The organism is Lysobacter hankyongensis (genome assembly GCF_039543145.1).
Classification (GTDB): Bacteria; Pseudomonadota; Gammaproteobacteria; order Xanthomonadales; family Xanthomonadaceae; genus Lysobacter_I; species Lysobacter_I hankyongensis.
Window position 1 is genome coordinate 717354 of record NZ_BAABJE010000001.1, and the last position, 19207, is coordinate 736560.

The 19207-nt window shown below is 70.0% G+C and carries 14 protein-coding genes; 3 read left to right on the forward strand and 11 right to left on the reverse strand.

Features of this window, described 5'->3' with window-relative positions:
* Positions 1–54 precede the first annotated feature (54 nt).
* From ABD974_RS03285 to pilG, 4 genes are read right to left on the reverse strand one after another with little or no spacing between them, the layout of a single operon-like run.
* A complete protein-coding gene (locus ABD974_RS03285) occupies positions 55–2076 on the reverse strand; it encodes a methyl-accepting chemotaxis protein (protein ID WP_345301823.1) in 2022 nt (673 codons plus the stop codon).
* A gap of 49 nt (positions 2077–2125) precedes the next feature.
* Positions 2126–2662: a chemotaxis protein CheW gene (locus ABD974_RS03290; protein ID WP_345301963.1), complete on the reverse strand. Its 537-nt coding sequence runs from the start codon at positions 2660–2662 to the stop codon at positions 2126–2128.
* Positions 2663–2715: 53 nt separating this feature from the next.
* Positions 2716–3084 (reverse strand): response regulator, encoded by a 369-nt coding sequence (locus tag ABD974_RS03295; RefSeq protein ID WP_345301824.1) that lies wholly within the window; start codon positions 3082–3084, stop codon positions 2716–2718.
* A 19-nt stretch (positions 3085–3103) separates the two neighbouring features.
* Positions 3104–3505 carry a twitching motility response regulator PilG gene (pilG, locus tag ABD974_RS03300; RefSeq protein ID WP_345301825.1) on the reverse strand — a complete coding sequence of 134 codons (402 nt, stop codon included), beginning with the start codon at positions 3503–3505 and terminating at the stop codon, positions 3104–3106.
* A 205-nt stretch (positions 3506–3710) separates the two neighbouring features.
* Between pilG and gshB the strand changes: the two genes are divergently transcribed.
* Positions 3711–4652, forward strand: a complete 942-nt coding sequence (gene gshB, locus ABD974_RS03305; RefSeq protein WP_345301964.1) for a glutathione synthase — start codon at positions 3711–3713, stop codon at positions 4650–4652.
* A 3-nt stretch (positions 4653–4655) separates the two neighbouring features.
* Positions 4656–5540: an energy transducer TonB gene (locus ABD974_RS03310; protein ID WP_345301826.1), complete on the forward strand. Its 885-nt coding sequence runs from the start codon at positions 4656–4658 to the stop codon at positions 5538–5540.
* 99 nt (positions 5541–5639) lie between these two features.
* Here ABD974_RS03310 and lepB read toward each other — a convergent pair whose 3' ends face one another.
* The 5 genes from lepB to mrcB all read right to left on the reverse strand — a co-directional run bounded on the left by lepB (position 5640) and on the right by mrcB (position 13135).
* Complete coding sequence (gene lepB / locus ABD974_RS03315) at positions 5640–6266, reverse strand: signal peptidase I (protein WP_345301827.1); 627 nt, start codon at positions 6264–6266, stop codon at positions 5640–5642.
* A gap of 418 nt (positions 6267–6684) precedes the next feature.
* Positions 6685–7452 carry a tRNA (adenosine(37)-N6)-threonylcarbamoyltransferase complex dimerization subunit type 1 TsaB gene (gene tsaB, locus ABD974_RS03320; RefSeq protein ID WP_345301828.1) on the reverse strand — a complete coding sequence of 256 codons (768 nt, stop codon included), beginning with the start codon at positions 7450–7452 and terminating at the stop codon, positions 6685–6687.
* Positions 7453–7580: 128 nt separating this feature from the next.
* Entirely contained in the window at positions 7581–9737 is a 2157-nt protein-coding gene (yoaA, locus tag ABD974_RS03325) for a DNA repair helicase YoaA (RefSeq protein WP_345301829.1), read from the reverse strand.
* Between the two features lie 9 nt (positions 9738–9746).
* On the reverse strand, positions 9747–10355 hold the full coding sequence (locus tag ABD974_RS03330) for a tetratricopeptide repeat protein (RefSeq protein ID WP_345301830.1): 609 nt from the start codon (positions 10353–10355) through the stop codon (positions 9747–9749).
* Positions 10352–13135: a penicillin-binding protein 1B gene (gene mrcB / locus ABD974_RS03335; protein WP_345301831.1), complete on the reverse strand. Its 2784-nt coding sequence runs from the start codon at positions 13133–13135 to the stop codon at positions 10352–10354. Before mrcB ends, ABD974_RS03330 begins: the two co-directional genes overlap by 4 nt.
* A 126-nt stretch (positions 13136–13261) precedes the next feature.
* On the opposite strand from mrcB, the gene ABD974_RS03340 reads away from it, so the two are divergent.
* Entirely contained in the window at positions 13262–15400 is a 2139-nt protein-coding gene (locus ABD974_RS03340) for a glycosyltransferase (RefSeq protein ID WP_345301832.1), read from the forward strand.
* A 76-nt stretch (positions 15401–15476) separates the two neighbouring features.
* Here ABD974_RS03340 and ABD974_RS03345 read toward each other — a convergent pair whose 3' ends face one another.
* Both ABD974_RS03345 and ABD974_RS03350 read right to left on the reverse strand, forming a co-directional pair.
* The gene (locus tag ABD974_RS03345) at positions 15477–16988 is read right to left on the reverse strand and encodes a hypothetical protein (protein ID WP_345301833.1); all 1512 of its coding nucleotides are present in this window, start codon (positions 16986–16988) and stop codon (positions 15477–15479) included.
* Between the two features lie 61 nt (positions 16989–17049).
* Positions 17050–19203: a RelA/SpoT family protein gene (locus tag ABD974_RS03350; protein ID WP_345301965.1), complete on the reverse strand. Its 2154-nt coding sequence runs from the start codon at positions 19201–19203 to the stop codon at positions 17050–17052.
* Between the last annotated feature and the right edge of the window lie 4 nt (positions 19204–19207).

Sequence of the window (19207 nt, forward strand, 5' to 3'; positions counted from 1 at the left end):
TTTCACGATCGATAGGCATTCGGATCATCTCGCCTGCTCCGCCCGTATCCGGCCTCAGGCCGGCAGCTTGAAGTCGGCGACCGAACGGCGCAGGTCGGCCGCCAGTTGCGCGAGGTTTCCGATCGATTCGGCGGTCTGGTTCGCGCCCTGCGAGGTCTGCGCGGTGATCGACTGAATCGTGGTCATGGTCTGGGTGATGTCGGTCGCGGCCGCGGACTGCTGCTGCGCGGCGCTGGAGATGCCCTGAATGAGGCCCGCGAGCGTGTTCGACACCGTTTCGATCTCGCCCAGCGCGGTACCCGCGTCCTCGGCCAGTCGCGCACCGGCGACCACTTCTGAGGTCGTCTGTTCCATCGAACTCACCGCTTCGTTGGTATCGGCCTGAATGGTCTGCACCAGCGCTTCGATTCGCTTGGTCGCGTTCGAGGTGCGTTCCGCGAGTCGCTGCACTTCGTCGGCCACCACCGCGAACCCGCGGCCCGCCTCGCCGGCCGAGGCCGCCTGGATCGCCGCGTTCAGCGCCAGGATGTTGGTCTGTTCGGAAATGTCGTTGATGAGTTCCACGATCGAGCCGATTTCCTGCGAGCTTTCGCCGAGGCGCTTGATTCGCTTCGAGGTTTCCTGGATCTGCCCGCGGATCGAGTCCATGCCGACGATCGTCTGCCGCACCACGCCCGCGCCCTTGGTGGCGATTTCCACCGAGCGCTGCGCCACGTCCGCGGATTCGGCGGAGTTCTTCGACACCTGGTTGATCGAGGTCGCGATTTCGTTGATGCGGCTGGTGGCGGTGTTGATCTGCTGCGCCTGGTGTTCCGCCGCTTCCGCGAGGTGCATGGCGGTGGCCTGGGTTTCCTGGGCGCTGGACGCCACCTGCACCGAGGTGTCGTTGATCGTCTGCACCAGGCTGCGCAGCTGTTCGACCGCGAAGTTGATCGAGTCCGCGATCGCGCCGGTCATGTCCTCGGTCACGGTCGCCTTCACGGTGAGGTCGCCTTCCGCGAGCGAACCCATTTCGTCCAGCAGGCGCATGATCGCCTCCTGGTTGCGGTTGTTGAGTTCCATCGAACTCTCGAAGCGACGGCGCTGCGCGCGGTTCAGCGAGAACACCAGGAACACGATCGATGCGAGCGAGGCCAGACCGGAGGCGATGCTGACCCAGATGTTGCCGAACCAGTTCTTGTCGCGCAGCGAGCCGAACGCGGTGAACGCGGTGAACAGGCTTTCGCTGTCGGACAGCAGGCGGGTCGAACCGGTGGTCAGTTCGGTGGCCGCGGACTGCGCGCGGAACAGGTTCTGCGACGAGGCCAGGATCGCGTCCAGGTCCTTCTTCATTTCGCCCCACTGGGTATTGGCCTGACCCAGGGCGCCGAGCGCGGCGGCGTTGGTGAGCTTCTGCACGTTCATCGGCTGGTCGCCGTTGCGCAGGCCGTTCAGCACCTGGGCGAACACGCCGGCGTCACGCGCGAGCGCGTCGCCCGCGAGCGCGGCGCCGGGGCCGCCGGCGCGGATTTCCGCGACGCGCCGGGCCATCGATGCGGCCAGCACCACCTGGCGCAGCGCGATGTAGATCTGCGAGGACGGCGCACCGCCGGCGGACATCGCGCGCACCACTTCGTCGAGCTGCGCCTGCAGCTGCGGGACGCGGTCGGTGAAGCGCTTGGCGTTGTCGGACAGCGCCAGCACGGCGGTTTCCGAAGCGATGATCTGGTCGGCGCTCTTGCCCATCGGCACCCAGGTCGAGGTGACGGTGCCGATCGGTCCGGACACGCCGGCTGCGCTGCCGAAGCGGTCGTTGAGCAGCTTCACGTCGCTTTCGATCTGGGTCTTCGTGGTCTTGAAGGCCTTGAACGCCGCGGCGTCTCCGTTGACCGCCTCCCGGCCGAGATTGGCCAGACGCTGCGAGTTCACCTGCAGGTTCGAAGCCGCCGTGCTGGCGCCGCCGAAGCGCTGCGTCTTCAACAGGGCGTAGCCCGTATTGAGGCCGAACAGGACCAGCGACACGGCGAGGACCCACAGCCACAGGGTGGTGCTCTGACTGCGGCCTTTGCCGGCGACGTTATCCATCGGAGTGCTCATGTCTCGCCTCGATCTGTTTTTTGAACTGTTGCAGTGAAAGAGTTCGCCGTCAGACGGCGGCGTGTCGGAATTCGGGTGTGCGCACCAGACGGTCGAGGCTGAACACGCCCCAGACGTCGTCGGCCACGCGGTAGGCGCGTTCGATGAAGCCGGTGTAGCGGCCGTCGGCGAGCGCGTCCACGTCGACCTGCTGCTCGTCCATGAAGGAGCGCTGGCCGTAGAGTTCGTCGATGGTGACGGCGACGTCGCCGCCGGGCTGACGCAGCACCATCACCTTCTGGTGCCCTTCGTGCAGCACGCTGCGCGCGCCTTCGAGGAATTGCTTGAGATCGACCACGGGCAGCAGGTTGCTGCGGACGTTGGCCACGCCGAGCATCCAGCTCTGCGCGCCGGGCACCGGGGTGATCTGCGGGACGGTGAGGATTTCCGCCACCGATTCGTAATTCGAGACCAGCCGGCGCTGGCCGACGCGGAAACCGATGCCGCGCCACAGGCCCGCGGCCTGCAGCTGTTCCGGCAGACCGGCGACGTGGGCGAGGCTGCGCCGCTCGTAGCCGGCGAGGATCTCGAAGGCGTCGACGTACATCGGTTCGGCCGGTTCGGTCGAGGCATCGTCGACGGCGATGTCGTCTCCGTTCATCAGGCGTTCCCCAGCAACTGGTCGATCCGCGCGATGAGGGCGTCCTCGCTCGGCGGTTTGACGATGTAGTCCTTGGCGCCCTGGCGCAGGCCCCAGGCGCGATCGGTCTCCATGCCCTTGGTGCTGACGATCAGCACCGGGATGGATTTGGTGGTCGGTTCGCGCGAGAGCGCGCGCGTCGCCTGGAAGCCGTTCATGCCCGGCAGCACCACGTCCATGAGCACCAGATCGGGCAGTTCGCGCTTGCAGACCTCGATGCCGTCCTCGGCACTGCCGGACGCGAGCACCTGATGCCCGTGCTTCTCCAGCAGGCGCGTCAGCACCGCGGTATCGGTCGGCGAATCTTCGATGAGCAGTATGCGGGCCATGGATTGCCTGTCCCCCCGGTCAGGCGTTGACGTGCGTGCGGATGGCGTCGAGAAGTTCTTCGCGGGTGAACGGCTTGGTGAGGTATTGCTCCGAGCCGACGATGCGGCCGCGGGCCTTGTCGAACAGACCATCCTTGGAAGACAGCATGATCACCGGCGTGTGCTTGAACACCTGGTTGTTCTTGATCAGCGCGCAGGTCTGATAGCCGTCGAGCCGCGGCATCATGATGTCCACGAAGATGATCTGCGGACGTTGGTCTGCGATCTTGGCGAGCGCTTCGAAGCCATCGGTCGCGGTCACCACTTCGGCCCCTTCTCGCTTGAGCAGGGTTTCGGCGGTGCGTCGGATGGTCTTCGAATCGTCGATCACCATCACCCGCAAACCCTGGAGGCCGCCGGCTGGATTCTCGTCTTGCGTCATCATGTCTCCCCATGCACCCGGCAGTCGATGACCGTGCTGCGTGTTTGTCATCATTTTCAGCCACCTATATCCCAGTCTGAAGCTGGACTGTCAAGGTTCCGTTAGCAATTTTCCGGCCAGCAACACGGAATGCGGGCTTCGACGACGCCGCCTTGTTACCATCCGGGCCGACGAATCATGCAGGTGCAGTGGAATGTCGAAACCGATGCGCGATGTTCTCGTGGTCATGGATCCGATCGAGTCGATCAAAATTGCGAAAGACTCCACATTTGCGATGTTGCTGGAAGCCCAGCAGCGTCACTATCGGTTGTTTTACGTCACTCCCGGCGGACTCGGCATGCGCGGCGGCATCGCGACGGCCGAGGTCGCACCGCTGCGTGTGCGCGACGATGCGTCGGGCTGGTTCGAAACCGGACCTGCATCACACCGTGCGCTGGGACCGGCCGACCTGATCCTCATGCGCAAGGATCCGCCGGTCGATCCGGAGTTCATCCACGACACCCAGATCCTCAGCGCCGCCCAGCGCGCCGGCGCGCTGGTGGTGAACGACCCGGCCGGGCTGCGCGACCACAACGAGAAGCTGGCCGCGCTGGAGTTCCCGCAGTGCTGCCCGATCACCATCGTCAGCAGGAAATCCTCCGAAATCAAAGCGTTCGTCGCCGAACACGGCGACGCCGTTCTGAAGCCCCTCGACGGCATGGGCGGACGCTCGATCTTCCGCGCCCGGGCCGGCGATCCGAACCTGAACGTGATCCTGGAAACCCTGACCGGGGGCGACCGTCATCTGGCCATGGCCCAGCGCTACATCCCGGAGATCGTCGACGGCGACAAGCGCATCCTGCTGATCGACGGCGTGCCGGTGGACTATTGCCTGGCGCGGATCCCGCAGGGCGACGAATTCCGCGGCAATCTGGCCGCCGGCGGCCGCGGCGAGGGCCGCCCGCTGAGCGAGCGCGACCGCTGGATCGCGGCCCAGGTGGGGCCGGAGATGAAGCGCCGCGGCATGCGCTTCGTGGGTCTGGACGTGATCGGCGACTACCTGACCGAAGTCAACGTCACCAGCCCCACCTGCATCCGCGAGTTGGACAAGCAGTTCGGCCTGAACATCGCCGGGCTGCTGTTCGACGCGCTGGAGGCGACCGCCTGACCGATGGCAGCGACCGCCGCCTCCCTGCCACCGCCGCCGGCCATCGGCGAGGACCAGCGCCTCGGGGCGACCCTGGTGCTGTCGCTGCTGTTCCACGGCCTGCTGATCCTCGGTGTCGGCTTCGCCCTGGAACGGGCGGCGCCGGTGGTGCCGATGCTGGACGTGATCCTGACCCAGACCCAGACCCCGCTCACGCCGAAGCAGGCCGACTTCCTCGCCCAGGCCAACAACCAGGGCGGCGGCGAGCACGACAAGGCCAGCCGTCCGCGCGACCCGCAGCCGGGCACCGTGCCGCAGACCGAGACCGGGGTGGCGCCGCAGTCGGTGCGCGCGCAATCGCCGGCGCCCTCGCCGCCGCCCGAGGCGCGGGTGGTGACCAGCCCCACCGCCGAGACCCGGCTCCCCGCCCCCAGCCGTCGACCGGAAGCGGAGCCCACGCCGAACCGCGTCGGCGAAAAGAAGATCCAGCACGACATGGCGATGGCGCGGCTGGCGGCGGAGATCCATCTGCGCTCGGCCCGCTATGCGAAACGGCCGACCCGCAAGTTCGTTTCCGCCAGCACCCAGGAGTACGCCTGGGCGAACTATCTCCGCGCATGGGTCGACCGCGCCGAGCGCGTCGGCAATCTCAACTATCCGGACGAAGCGCGCCGACGCGGGCTGTCGGGCACGGTGGTGATCAACATCGGCATCCGTCGCAACGGCTCGATCGAACGCGCGGACATCGTGCAGTCCAGCGGCATTCCGCTGCTGGACGAGGCCGCGCTGCGCATCGCGAAGCTCGCCGAGCCCTACCCGCCGTTGCCGAAGACGCCGGAAAATCCGGACATCCTCAACGTCGTGCGCACCTGGCAGTTCCTGCCCGGTGGCGAGTTGATCGACGAGTAGGAGGGCCTTCAGGCCCGAGGTTTTTGTGCCCGATGCCGATGATCGGAGATCCCGGCGCATGGCTAAACGCTCGGGCCTGAAGGCCCTCCTGCAGATGCGTCACAACCGCGTCCAGCCGAACCCTTCGCCGCGACGGTAGTACACCGCCGCGGCCTTGGCGTAGAGGGATTTCATCGGCACCAGGCCGAAGAAGCGGCCGTCCGCGCTGTTGCCGCGATGGTCGCCGAGCACCAGCGCCATGCCTGCGGGAATCGTGCCGGTGGCGATGTCCGGACCGCCGCCGTGGGCGAGATTCAAGGTCACGTCGCGATCGCCGAAATGTTCGATGTCGCTGGCGTCGGCATCGTGCAGCGCTTTGCCGTCGATCCACAGCCGGCCATCGACCAGCGCGACGGTATCGCCACCGACCGCGACCACGCGCTTGATCAGGCGCGTGCCGTCGGCCGGCGATTTGAACACCACCACGTCGCCGCGCTGCGGCTCGCCGCGATCGATCAGTTCGATGTCGGTGAACGGCACGCGCAGGCCGTAGGCCAGCATGTTCACGGCGATGCGGTCGCCGGGCATCAGCGTCGGCTCCATCGAACCGCTCGGCACCTGGTAATGGTTGGCCAGCGAAGTGCGGGCGACGGTGAGCAGCAGCAGGAAGACCGCGAAGGTCGCCCATTCGTTGCGCCAGAAGCGCGATCTGGCGGCGCCCGTGGCGCGCGGTGCGGTCTCGGTCATGACATTCCCCGGATGGCGTATCGATCCTGCATCGACCTCCGCGGACCGGCGCGAGTTCCCGTGACCGATGGCCTATGCCTTAGAGCGTGTTATGCACTTTTGGCAGGTCGCGTTGCGCAGCCTCTGGCGCCGAGACAAGGTTCCGTGGCGCAGCCTTGGCTGGTGGCCAAGGCAAGCCACGGGCCGCAGGCGGAAAAGCCTTTCTGCCGTCGGCAGCGGCCGCGACGCGCGGCGGCGCGATCGTGGTGTGCGGTCGACCAGTCGCTGCATGGCGCGGGCGCAACCCGGAGGGAAGGCCGTCTGCGGGCCCGATCCGGCGTTGCGCACCTTGCCAAGGCCACCAGCCTTGGCGGCGGCGCGCGCCTTGGCTCAGGCCCGCAGGCGGCCTTCGCGACCTGTCAAAAGTGCATAACACGCTCTAGGGCGCGCCGGCATCGCGGCGGGCGCGCAGCGCCTGCTGTTCGACGAGGGTGAGCGCCACCTGGTTGCGCAGATAGGCCGGTTCGAGCTGTTCGGGCGCCACCGCTTCGCCGCGCAGGAACGCGGCGTGCGCCAGCGCGGCGACGTCCGTCGCGTGCGGCAGCGCGTCGGCATCTACCGCGCGCAGCCGCGGCGCGAGGCGGGTCCGCAGCGCGCCGCCTTCCGCCGCGAGCGCGGTGCCGACGCCGTACCAGCCGGTGACTTCGCCGGGCGGCATCGCCGCATCCGGCGGCTGCACGCGCGCGTCGTCGAGCGGGCGCGGGTGCAGGCCGCCATCGATGCCGCGTTCGAACGCGAACGCCGCGACGTAGACCTCGCGCATGCGCGCGTCGATCGCCGCGAACACGCGGTCGCCCGCGTCGTCGCCGCGAGCATCGACCAGCCCCGCGCCGAGCGGCACCGCCCGCAACGCGAGCGCGGCGAGCGTGGACACCGGCACCGCGGGGCGATCCAGCGCCAGCGCGATGCCCTGCGCGATGGCGACGCCCAGGCGCACGCCGGTGAACGCCCCGGGCCCGCGACCGACGGCGACGGCATCGAGCTGCGACTTCGCGATCCCGGCCTCGGCCAGCAACGCTTCGGCCCAGGGCAAGGCCAGCTCGGCGTGGCGGCGCGGCGCGATCTCGTGACGCCCGCGCACATCGCCATCGACCCACAGGGCGACGGAGCAGGCTTCTGTGGAGAGTTCGAAGGCGAGGAGTTTCATGCGGCTATTGTAGGTCGGGCCTCGGCCCGACACTGCGTCTCTCCGTAAGTGTCGTGAGAATGATCGAAGCCGCTCGGCTCATTGTCCGGAACGATCGGGCAGGGCGGGATGTCGGGCCTGGGCCCGACCTACAGCGCCGGCTCCGGAGATATCGCGTCATCGAAAAACGCCCGCACCTCGTCCAGCGAACGCGTACGCGCGAACGGCGGCAGCGAGTCGAAGAACGTGCGGCCGTAGGATTTTCCGATCAGGCGCGGATCGCAGAGCACCAGCACACCGCGGTCGGTTTCGGTGCGGATCAGGCGGCCGACGCCCTGCTTCAGCGCGATCACCGCCTGCGGCAGTTGTTCGTCGCGAAAGGGATTGCCGCCGTCGCGACGGATCGCGTCGAGCCGTGCTTCGAACACCGGGTCGTCGGGCGCGGCGAACGGCAGCTTGTCGATGACGACCACGCTCAACGCGTCGCCGGCCACGTCCACGCCTTCGCGGAAACTGGCGGCGCCGAGCAGCACGCCGTTGCCGGAATCGCGGAAGCGCTGCAGCAGCACCGAACGCGGCGCGTCGCCCTGCACGAACAGCGGCCACGGGCAGGCCGAAGCGCGCAGCAGTTCAGCGGCTTCGCGCAGCGCGCGATGCGAGGCGAACAGCAGGAACGCGCGCCCGCCCGAGGCTTCGAGCACCGGGCGCACGGCGTCGATCACCGCCGGCGTGAAGTCGCGCGAGTTGGGCTCCGGCATCCGCTGCGGCAGATAGCACAGCGCCTGCCGCGGCCAGTCGAACGGGCTCGGCGCGATCAGCGTCCGCGGTGCGTCGAGGCCCAGGCGTTCGGTCAGATGATCGAAGCCGCCGGCCACCGCCAGCGTCGCCGAAGTGAACACCCAGGCCGCGCGCGACTGTTCGCGATGCGTGCGCAGCGGCCCCGACACATCCAGCGGCGTGCGCTGGAAGCGGAAGCCGCGCGCCGACAGTTCGTACCAGCGCACGTCCCACAGCTTGTCGTCCTTCGCCGGCGTGTCGAGATCCTGCGCTGCATCATGATCCAAGGCCGCATCGTCCCGGGCATCGTCGTGGGCGATCTCCAGCGCGTGATTCGCCGGGATCTCGGCATCATCGCTCTGCGCGAAATGACGCCGGCCGAAATCCGGCGGCGCCCAGCGCAACAGGCGCGAGCGCTGTTCGATCGCGCGCGCGTGGCAACTGTCGAAGCCGGGCGCGGCTTCGCGCAGCGGCGTCACCGCATCGATGAAGGCGCACAGCGCGTCGTCGAGCGCGCTCAGCGCATCGAACACACCCGATTCCTGCAGCGCGCGCCAGCGGGTGCCGCGGGTGGGCAAGCCCTCCATCGCGGCGCGCATCGCCCGCGTGGTCTCTTCCAGCGCGCGCGCCGGCGACTGCAGCACGGCCAGCGCGCCGGTGGTGGTCTTGCATTCGGCCAGCGCATCGCGCGCCAGTTCCACCAGCGGCCGCGCGCTCAGGCCTTCGCCGAAGAACTGCGCGGCGAGTTCGGGCAACTGGTGGGCCTCGTCGACGACGAACACCTGCGCACCCGGCAGGATTTCGCCGAAGCCTTCCTGTTTCAGCGCCAGATCGGCGAGCAACAGATGGTGGTTGACGACGACCACGTCCGCGGCCTGCGCGCGCTGCCGCGCCTGCACGACGAAGCAGTCGTCCCAGAACGGGCAATCGCTGCCGAGACAATTGTCGGTGGTCGAGGTGACCATCGGCAGCAGCGGCGAGTCCTCGGGCAGGGCGTCGAGTTCGGCGAGATCGCCGAGACGCGTGCGCCCGCTCCAGGCGACGATGCGCTGGAACTGGGTGATCTGTTCCTTCGACGTGAAGCGAGGCTCGCCCTTGGTCTTTTCGACCCGATATCGGCACAGGTAATTCGCGCGCCCCTTGAGCAGCGCGGTCTTCACGCCCTTGCCCAGCGCGTCGCGCACCCGCGGCAGATCGCGGTGATACAGCTGATCCTGCAGCGCGCGGGTGCCGGTGGACACGATGGTCTTCAGTCCCGACAGCAGCGCCGGCACCAGATACGCGAAGGTCTTGCCGGTGCCGGTACCGGCCTCGGCCAGCAGCACCGCACGGTCTTCCACCGTTTCGGCGATGGCCATCGACAGTTGCTGCTGCGGCAGGCGCGGCGCGAAGCCGGGAATCGCGTCCGCGAGCGCACCGCCGCCGGTCAGGGCGTCGCGTGCGGCGCGTGCGAAGGCGGAGCGCGACGATGCGTCGCCGTGCGTTTCCGCACCGTCGTCGCTGCGGACAGGATCGTCGAATCCATGCATGCCGAGGGTTCAGTAACGCGGCGGACCGGTGAGCGTGCAGGCCGCCTGCGCCTGTTCGGCATCGATCAGCGCGGCCGCGGTCTGCATCGATGCGCGCTCCCACTGCGCCAGCTTGTCGCCCTTGAGCTTGCGCGCCGCGGCCTGCGCCTGCAGGGCCCGCTGCCGGAAGACGAGCTGATGACGGATCGTCGCCCAGTGCCGGCGGCACAGCGGACCGACCTTGGCGCCGGTCTCGAACGCGCGTCGCGCGAGCGCACCGGCCTTGTCGAGATCCTTGAGCAGCACGGCGACCTCGGCGCGTTCCTGCAGCAGCGCCGGGTCCTCGGGCGACAGTCCCAGCGCCTGGTCGAGCGCGGTCGCGGCCTCGGCGTAATCGCGGCGGCGTTCGGCCTGCGCGGCCTTCACCCGCAGGTCCTCGACCATCGGGTCGCGCAGCGGCTGCACGTCCAGTTCATCCACCGCGGCCTTGCCCGCCGCGCGGATCTCGGCGACCAGTTGCTCGGGCGCCGGGCCGGTCCACTCGGGCGCGGGCGGCGTGCTGTTGCAGGCCGCGAGCAGGCCGGCGAGCGCGCAGACGCATGCGACCGACGATGCGTGGCGAAGGCGACGACGGATCATGCGATGCGCACCAGGGCGTTGCCGTGCGGATCGAGCATGCCGCGCTGTTCGCGCTCGCGCTGCTCGCGTTCGCGGCGTTCCTGTTCGCGGCGATAGGCCTCTTCGCGCTCCTGGCGCTCCCGAGCATTCCGTTCGTAAGCCTCCCGTTCGCGCGCCTCGCGGTATTCCTGATCGCGACGCTGCTGTTCGCGATACGCCTCGTCGCGGGCGCGCAGCTCAGCGTAACGGCGATCGTTGTCGCGGCGGATGCGCTCGTCCTCGCGGGTCTGCTGTTCGCGTTGGCGCGCGTCGTCCTCGTCCTGGCGCTGCTGGCGTTCGCGCTCTTCGCGCTGCTGCTGTTCGCGCTGGCGCGCCGCGGCATCGTCGTCGCCGTCGTTGCCGCCGCCGATGCCCAAGATGCGCTGCCAGAACCCCTGCGCGTCGCCTTCGCCGCCCTCGGCGTTCTCCGCGTCGGGTTCGGCCAGCACGCAGGCCTGATAAGGCGGCGCGAAACCGGCGACGAAACCGATCAGGCGCGCGCCCGGACAACCGGCGTCGGTGGTGTTCGACCCGGCGACCCACTGCCAGTCGATGCCCTTGCCGCCGACCTGCAGCGGGGCGGTGGGGAGCCGCGAGAACAGCCCGGACCACACGCGCATCGCGCCGGTGGCGCCGTACAGGCCGGTGGGCGCGTTCTGATCGTTGCCGACCCAGACCACCGCGAGGTGGTCGCCGGTCCAGCCGGCGAACCAGCTGTCGCGGCTGTCGTTGCTGGTGCCGGTCTTGCCCGCGGGCTGCAGCCGACCGAGGCCGTCGCTCATCAGCTGGCGGCCGGTGCCGGACGTGACCGCCTGCTGCAGCGCCGAGGTGACCAGCCGCGCGGCGATGGCGTCGCCGGTCTGCGCCGGTTTCGGCGCGTCGTCGTAACGGTTCAGCGCCTTGCCGTTGGCGTCGAGCACGCCGCGCACCGCGTGCAGCGGCTGGATCTCGCCGCCGGACGCGAGGAACTGATAGAGCTGCGCCATCGCGTACGGGCTCTGGTCGAGCGAACCCAGGATCAGCGACGGATTCTGCCCGCCCTCGATGCCCGCGAGCGTGCGCAGCAGTTCGCCGAGCCGCTGCGGGCCCACGTCCATGCCCACGCGCACCGTCGACTGGTTGTAGGACATCGCCAGCGCATCGATCAATCGCACCGTCCCGTGGCTGCGACCGTCGGAATTGCCGGGGTTCCAGCGCCGGCCGTTGTCGAGAGTGATGGTCACCGGCGAATCGTCGACCAGGCTCGCGAGCGAATATTTGTCCGGCTGCGCCAGCGCGAGCAGATACACGAACGGTTTGAGCAGCGAACCGACCGGACGCTGCGCCTGCACCGCGCGGTTGAAGCCGTGCTCCTCGAAGGTGCGGCTGCCGATCACCGCCACCACTTCGCCGTTGTGCACGTCGGTGACGACCACGCCGGCCTGCAGCGGCGGGCGACGCGCGTTGCTCAGCGCCTTCATCGTCCGGGTGACCGCGCCTTCGGCATAGGCCTGCGCGGACGGCGACATGCCGGTCATCACGGTCAGGCCCGCGCCCTGCAGTTCGTCCTCGGGATAATCGCGGGCGAGCTGACGGCGGACGAGGTCCACATACGCCGGGAAGCGGTTCGCGACCAGACTGCCGGGACCTTCGGTCACGCCCAGCGGTGTCTTCACCGCGCGGTCGTATTCCTTGCGGTCGATGATCCCGGTCTCCAGCATCTTCGCGAGCACCAGATTGCGGCGTTCCAGCGCGCGCTCGGGATTGCGCCGCGGGTTGTACCAGGACGGGCCCTTCACCAAGCCCACCAGCAGCGCGATCTGCTCGGTGGTGAGGTCGTCGAGCTGGCGGCCGAAATAGAACTCGGCGCCGGAGGCGAAGCCGTGGATCGCCTGCGAACCGCGCTGGCCGATGTCGACCTGGTTGAGATAGGCCTCGAGAATCACGCCCTTCTCGTAGCGCGCATCGATGATCAGCGCGTACAGGATTTCGTTGAACTTGCGGCTGAGCGTCTGCTCCTTGCCGATGCCGAGCAGGCCGGAGCGCGCGAGCTGCTGGGTCAGGGTGCTGCCGCCCTGGCGCACTTCGCCGCCGCTTTTCAGCGCCACGAACGCGGCGCGCGCCATGCCACTGAAATCGATGCCGATGTGGCGCGCGAAATCGCGGTCCTCCACCGCCTGCAGGGTGTCGGTGAGCATCGGCGGCACTTCGTCGATGCGCACCAGTCGGCGCTCTTCCTGCTTCTGCCCGTACAGCGTGGCGATGCGGGCGGGATCGAGGCGCACGGATTTCACCGCGCGGTTGCGGCCGAGGTCGCGCACCGTGGCCACGCGCCCGCCCGACAGCAGCACTTCGACCCGGCTGGGACCGACCGGGCCGCCCACGTCCTGATAGCCGCGGCTGGCGATCCGCCAGCGCCCGCCGTCGCGGCCGTAGGTGCCGGGCTTTTCGCCCTTGCCGTCGTCGCGATAGGAGGCGGCGTCGAGCTCGGTCTTCAGCGTGCGCGCGTCCATCGCCAGGCCCGGCGCCAGTTGCAGCGGGCGGGCGTAGACGCGGGTCGGCACCTGCCAGCGCAACTGGCCGAAGCGGACGCTGACCTGATGGTTCAGGTACAGGGTGTAGGGAATCAGGAAGCCCAGGCCGATCGCGATCGCGACCGCGCCCCAGCGCAGGACCCGCCGTCGCCAGCCGCCGTCGCTTCCGTCGCTGTCGTCGTCCGTGCTGACCTCGTCATCCAGATCGTCCTCGTCCAGATCGTCGTCGATATCGTCGTTTCGGGCCATTCGGGGGAGGCTTGCCTGTGGGCGGGGGACGAAGATGCGAAAATGCCGACCGGAGTCTAGCAGGCTGTCGGAACCGGCACCCCGGCCTCCTGCGTCACCCCCGCCCCTCGCCGGAGTTCCTTCAGGATGTCGTTCACGCCCGCCGATCTGCGGTTCCTGTTCCACCGCGGACTCGGCCTGATCCGGCGCGGCTGGACCAGCCTGCGCAGCCGCGGCTGGCGCGCCACCTGGGACCGCACCCGCGCCCAGTTCCGTCGTGCCGCGCCGCTGCCGGCGGGCGCGCTGTACGCCCCGTCGCCGACACCCTTCGCGCCGTTCGCCGTCCCCACCGTCGACCTCCACGCCGGCGGCGCGCACGCCGGCATCGTGGCCGACGCGCCCGTCGCCAGCCTCGTGATCCCGGTCTACGACCAGTTCGCGCATACCCTCGCCTGCCTGCGCGCGCTCGCGGCGCATCCGCCGTCGACGCCGTTCGAGGTGATCGTGGTCGACGACGGTTGCCGCGACGAGACCGTCGAGGCGCTGCCGCAGGTGGCGGGCGTGCGCTACCACCGCCGCGCGCAGAACGGCGGCTTCATCGCCGCCTGCAACGACGGCGCATCGCTGGCGCGCGGCGAATACCTGATCTTCCTGAACAACGACACGATTCCGCAGCCGGGCTGGCTGGAAGCGCTGCTCGACACCTTCGCGGCCGAGCCCGGCGCGGGTCTGGTCGGCGCGCAACTGCTCTATCCCGACGGCCGCCTGCAGGAAGGCGGTGGCGTGGTCTTCGCCGACGGCGGCGGCTGGAACTACGGCAAGTTCGAATCGCCCGAAGACCCGCGTTTCGCCTATCTGCGCGACTGCGACTACGCCAGCGGCGCGGCGATCGCGATCCCGCGCGCGCTGTTCGCCACGCTCGGCGGCTTCGATGCGCGCTACGCACCGGCCTATTACGAAGACACCGATCTGGCGTTCGCGGTGCGCGCCGCGGGGCGCCGCGTGCTCTATCAGCCGGCGTCAAAGGTCGTGCACGTCGAGGGCGGCACCGCCGGCACCGATACCGCCGTCGGCATGAAGGCCTACCAGGTGCGCAACCGCGCGACCTTCGCCGCGCATCGCGCCGCGGCGCTGGCGGCGCAGTTGCCCGCGAACACGGTGCCGACCCCGGCCCTGCTGCACCGCCGGCAAAAACAGATCCTGATCATCGACGCGCAGACGCCGCGCCCGGATCACGATTCGGGCTCGCTGCGGCTGGTGAATCTGATGCGGCTGCTGCGCGAGGAAGGCGCGCACGTGGTCTTCCTGCCCGCCGACCGCCATCGCGTCGAACCCTACGCGACGCAGTTGCAGCGGATGGGCGTGGAGGCCTGGCATGCGCCGTTCGCGGCGCGTCCGCCGGCCTGGCTGCGCGAACACGGCGCGCGTTTCGACGCCGTCATGGTCAGCCGGCACTATGTCGCCGCGGAATTCCTGCCGCTGCTGCGCGCGCACGCGCCGCAGGCGCGGCGGATCTTCGACACCGTCGATCTGCACTACCTGCGCGAACGCCGCGGCGCCGAGGTCGCGGGCGACGCCGCGCTGGCGCGCGCGGCCGAACGAACCCGCGCGCGGGAACTCGATGTCATCGCAAGTTCGGACATCACCCTGGTGGTGAGCGAAGTGGAACGCGCGCTGCTGCGCAGCGATGCCCCGGACGCGCGGGTCGAGATCCTGTCGAACCTGCATCGCGTCGCCGGCGCCGGCCGCGCGTTCGCGGAACGCCAGGACCTGGTGTTCGTCGGCGGCTTCCGCCATCCGCCGAACGTCGACGCGGTGCGCTGGTTCGTGCAGTCGGTGTTCCCGTCGATCCGCGCGCGCCTGCCGGACGTGCGCTTCCACTGCATCGGCAGCCACACGCCTCCGGACATCGAAGCGCTGGCCGCGGTCCCGGGCGTGATCGTGCACGGCCACGTCGCCGACATCGATCCGTTCATGGACGGCTGCCGCATCGCGATCGCCCCGCTGCGCTACGGCGCCGGCGTGAAGGGCAAGGTCAATCTCAGCATGGCCCACGGCCAGCCGGTGGTCGCCACCGCCTGCGCGGTCGAAGGCATGCATCTGCGCGACGGCATCGACGCGCTCGTCGCCGACGATCCGCAGGCCTTCGCCGACGCGGTGGTCCGTCTGTACGACGACGAAGCGCTGTGGACCAGCCTCGCCCGCAACGGCCTCGACAGCGTCGCCGCGCATTTTTCGCTGGATGCCGCGCGGGAGACGGTGCGGCGGGTGTTTCTGGCGCGGTAGAGCGGCCTTCAGGCCGCTGTTTTTTCTTGGAACGCAGCGGCCTGAAGGCCGCTCTACCGGCCCGAATGAGCCGGGATCAACGCTCCATCGGCGCCACCGCGCGCAGGCGTTCGCTCAGCGCCTGCAGCCCGTCCACCTTCGCATCGAGACCGCGCGCGGCGTCGTGCGCGGCGCGGGCGCCGTCGACATCGCCGCCGCCCAGGCGCTCTTCGCCGACCGCAACCCAACGCTGCGCGAGCCGCGCGCGGGCGCGGTCGGCGTCGCGGCTGCCGCCTTCCAGCGCAAGTCGTGCATCCAGGCAAACCCGCGCGCGCTGCAGCCGGTTGTCGCGCAGTTCCTGTTCGAAACACTCCCGCACCCGCGGCAGCATCCGCGCGCTGGCGCGACGCACGCCGGCGTCGTCGGGCGCGAGCGCACGCGCGGCACGGAGTTTGTCGAAGGCGCTGTCGCCCGGCGGCGTGAGCCATGCGCCGCGGGCCTCGGCCGCGGCGGCGTCCAGCAGCAGTCGACGCAGGCGTCGCTCCGCCGCGGGGGTCAGCGGTTTCGGGCCGGCATCGGTGCGGGCGCGCTCGGCGCGCGACAGTGCTTCGCGCGCGGCGATCGTTTCGGGCGCATCGGGCGCGAGCGCCTGCGCCGACGCCAGCGCTTCGCGCGCGACCGCGAATTCGAAATCGGCCGCGGCCTTGCGCGACCGCGCCGCATGCGCGCGCGCGACCGCCTGCAGCGCCGTTTCCGCATCCGCGGTGTCGAGACCGCTGTCGCGCCACGCGCGATAACCGTCCGCCGCGCGCGCGAGACGACCCGCACGCAGATCGGCGTCGGCACGGCGCCGCATCCGCTCGATCGATTGCGCGAGCGCGGCCTGCGCTTCGGGCAGATCGGCATGCCCGGCGTCGTACGCGCGGGCGAGCGCGATCTCCGCCGCCGCCCGCGCCGGATCGCCGCGGGCGATGGCCTCGCGCGCCTGCTGCAGCACGACGGTCAGCGCATCCTCGCGACCCTCGAGCGCGCGCAGATGCTGCGGCTGCAGCGCGAGGATGCGCCGGTACAGCGGCAACGCGGCCGCGTCGTCGCCGACCAGACGCCCGGCGACGCGCGCGGCGTCCGCGGCCTGCAGCAGGGTGTCGATGCCGGCCATCGCGGCTTCGCGCAGCCGCAGCCGTTCGGCGACCGCATCGGTCTGCGCCCGCGGTGCCGACAGCGCCCGCGCCAGCCGCAGCGCGCGGTGCGCGTCCTCGAAACGCCCGTCGTCGACCGCCTCCCGCGCCCGGCGCACCGCGGCCTGCGCCACCCGCCCGAGTCCGGCGCGCAGTTCGGCGCGATCCGGATCGATCGCGACCGCGGCTTCGTACAGTTCGCGCGCGCCGCTGCCGTCCTCTGCGGTCAGCCGTCCCTGCCGCAGGGCGCGTTCGGCCTGCTGGCGCAGGCGTTCGGCCTCGGCTTCGGGCCACAGCCGTTCCGCGAGCGAGGCGCGCAACAGCCAGCCCAGCGCGAACAGCAACGGCAACGCGACCGCCAACAGCCACGGCCAATGGGCGCGCAGGCGTTCGCGGACAAGTCGCAGTGCGGAGTCACGGCGGGCGGTCACGGCGGGAGCATATCGCGCCGCGCCCGGGCCGATGAGGCCCGCGCAATCCGCGCCATGCCGATCACGCCCGCCGCACCGTCTCCACGCCGGGCAGGCTGTCGATCCGGCCCAGCAGCCGGCTCAGCTGTTCGTGATCGCGCACCCGCAGCCGCAGCCGCAGGCGCACGCGGCTGCCTTCCCGCCCTTCGCTCTGGATCGACAGCACGTGGGCGTCGTCCTGGGCGATGAGATTGGTCAGGTCCTTCAGCAGCCAGCGGCGGTCGACCGCATCCACCACCACGTTCGCGCTATGGCCGCCGCCGGTGCGCCCCCACTCCACCGACAGCACGCGCTGCGGCTGACCGGCGGAGAGGCGCAGGAATGCGGCGCAGTCGGCGCGATGCACGCTGACGCCGCGTCCGCGGGTGAGATACCCGGCGATGGGTTCGCCCGGCAGCGGCTGACAGCAGCGCGCGATCTGCACCAGCATGTTGTCGACGCCGACCACCGTGAAGGCCGATCCCGACACCGGCTTCGGCGCGATCTTCGGCGGCGCGCGCGCGAGCTCGCCGCGGGACTGCTCGCCGCGCCCGCTGTCCGCGGCGGCACCGGCGTCCTGGCGGCTGCGCTCGTGATCGAGCAGCGCGCGCCCGACCTGGTGCGGACCCACGTCGCCCAGCGCCACCAGCACGTACAGATCCTCCACCGACGGCACGTTGAATTTCGCCACCATCGGCGCGAGATCGGCCTGCAGCAGCGACAGCCGCCGCAGCTCCTTTTCCAGCATCTCGCGACCGGCCTGCACGTTGCGCGCGCGGTCCAGCTTGTGGAACCACGCCCGCACCTTGTCGCGCGAGCGGCCGCTGGCGAGAAACCCGTTCGCCGCCACCAGCCAGTCGCGCCGCGGCTCGGCGGTCTTCGCGGTGAGGATTTCGATGCGTTCGCCGCTGCGCAGTTTGTAATCCAGCGGCACGATCCGGCCGTCGACCTTCGCGCCGCGGCAGCGGTGGCCCACCATCGTGTGCACGTGATAGGCGAAATCCAGCGGCGTGGCGCCGTTGGGCAGATCGATCACGTCGCCCTGCGGGGTCAGCGTGTAGATGCGGTCTTCGATCAGTTCGCTGTCGAGGGCGTTGGCGAGACGCCTGCCGCTGTCGTGATCGTTGTCGGCATCGTCGCGGCCGCCGTCCAGCAGCCGGCGCATCCATTCGATCTTGCGGTCCAGCGAGGCGTCGGCGGGCGCGCTGCGCCCTTCCTTGTAGCGCCAGTGCGCGGCCACGCCCAGCTCGGCCTGCGCGTGCATGTCGTGGGTGCGGATCTGCACCTCGAGGGTCTTGCCTTCCGGCCCGACCACCGCGGTGTGCAGCGAACGGTAATCGTTGCGCTTGGGCCGCGCGATGTAATCGTCTACTCTGTTCGGAATAGGCGACCATATTGAATGAACAACGCCTAACACAAGATAGCAGGAAGGGACGTCCTCGACGATTAGCCGCACGGCGCGCAGATCATAGAGCTCACTGATCGGCACACCTTTCTTCTGCATCTTTTTCCAGATGCTGGTGATGTGCTTCGGCCGCCCGGCGACCTCCGCATCCACGCCCTGCGCCTTCAGCGCTTCGCCGAGTTCGCGCTTCACCTGCTCGATGTAGCGCTCGCGATCGCCGCGCTTCTCGTCGAGCGACCGCGCGATCTTCTGGTAGGTCTCCGGTTCGAGATGGCGGAACGCCAGATCCTCCAACTCCCACTTCAGCTGCCAGATGCCCAGGCGGTTGGCCAGCGGCGCGTGGATGTCGCGGGTCAATTGCGCCAGTGCCCGGCGTTCGGCCTCGGGGCGACGCCCGGCCGCGTGCATCAGCGCCAGCTGGCGCGCCAGCAACACGGGCACGACCCGCAGGTCCTTCACCATCACCAGCAGCAGCCGGCGCAGGCCCTCGGCGTTGCGACCACCGGCGTCGGCCGCATGCAGCGTCCACACCTGGGCGGCGGCGCGCTGGCCTTCCAGCAGGGTCGCGACGCTCGGCCAGGTCTTCGCCAGCTGCGGGTCGATCCGCGCCCGCCAGGCCGGCAGGTCGTGCAGGATCGTCGCCAGCACCACGTCGCCGTCCGCATTCAGCCGCGCCAGCGCGGCGAGGGTGTCGCCCAACTGCGCGAGAACCTCGTCCGGCAGGGGTTCGGGGCCGGCCGCCTGCGCCAGCGCCTGCCGCCACGGCGCGCCCAGCGACGCCACGGGCGGCATCGCG

Coding starts and splice junctions, on each gene's coding strand:
- ABD974_RS03290 (WP_345301963.1), bottom strand. CDS start 2,662: ATGTACGTCGACGCCTTCGAGATCCTCGCCGGCTACGAGCGGCGCAGC.
- ABD974_RS03350 (WP_345301965.1), bottom strand. CDS start 19,203: ATGCCGCCCGTGGCGTCGCTGGGCGCGCCGTGGCGGCAGGCGCTGGCG.
- gshB (WP_345301964.1), top strand. CDS start 3,711: ATGCGCGATGTTCTCGTGGTCATGGATCCGATCGAGTCGATCAAAATT.
- ABD974_RS03340 (WP_345301832.1), top strand. CDS start 13,262: ATGTCGTTCACGCCCGCCGATCTGCGGTTCCTGTTCCACCGCGGACTC.
- tsaB (WP_345301828.1), bottom strand. CDS start 7,452: ATGAAACTCCTCGCCTTCGAACTCTCCACAGAAGCCTGCTCCGTCGCC.
- lepB (WP_345301827.1), bottom strand. CDS start 6,266: ATGACCGAGACCGCACCGCGCGCCACGGGCGCCGCCAGATCGCGCTTC.
- pilG (WP_345301825.1), bottom strand. CDS start 3,505: ATGACGCAAGACGAGAATCCAGCCGGCGGCCTCCAGGGTTTGCGGGTG.
- ABD974_RS03330 (WP_345301830.1), bottom strand. CDS start 10,355: ATGATCCGTCGTCGCCTTCGCCACGCATCGTCGGTCGCATGCGTCTGC.
- ABD974_RS03295 (WP_345301824.1), bottom strand. CDS start 3,084: ATGGCCCGCATACTGCTCATCGAAGATTCGCCGACCGATACCGCGGTG.
- yoaA (WP_345301829.1), bottom strand. CDS start 9,737: ATGCATGGATTCGACGATCCTGTCCGCAGCGACGACGGTGCGGAAACG.
- ABD974_RS03285 (WP_345301823.1), bottom strand. CDS start 2,076: ATGAGCACTCCGATGGATAACGTCGCCGGCAAAGGCCGCAGTCAGAGC.
- ABD974_RS03310 (WP_345301826.1), top strand. CDS start 4,656: ATGGCAGCGACCGCCGCCTCCCTGCCACCGCCGCCGGCCATCGGCGAG.
- mrcB (WP_345301831.1), bottom strand. CDS start 13,135: ATGGCCCGAAACGACGATATCGACGACGATCTGGACGAGGACGATCTG.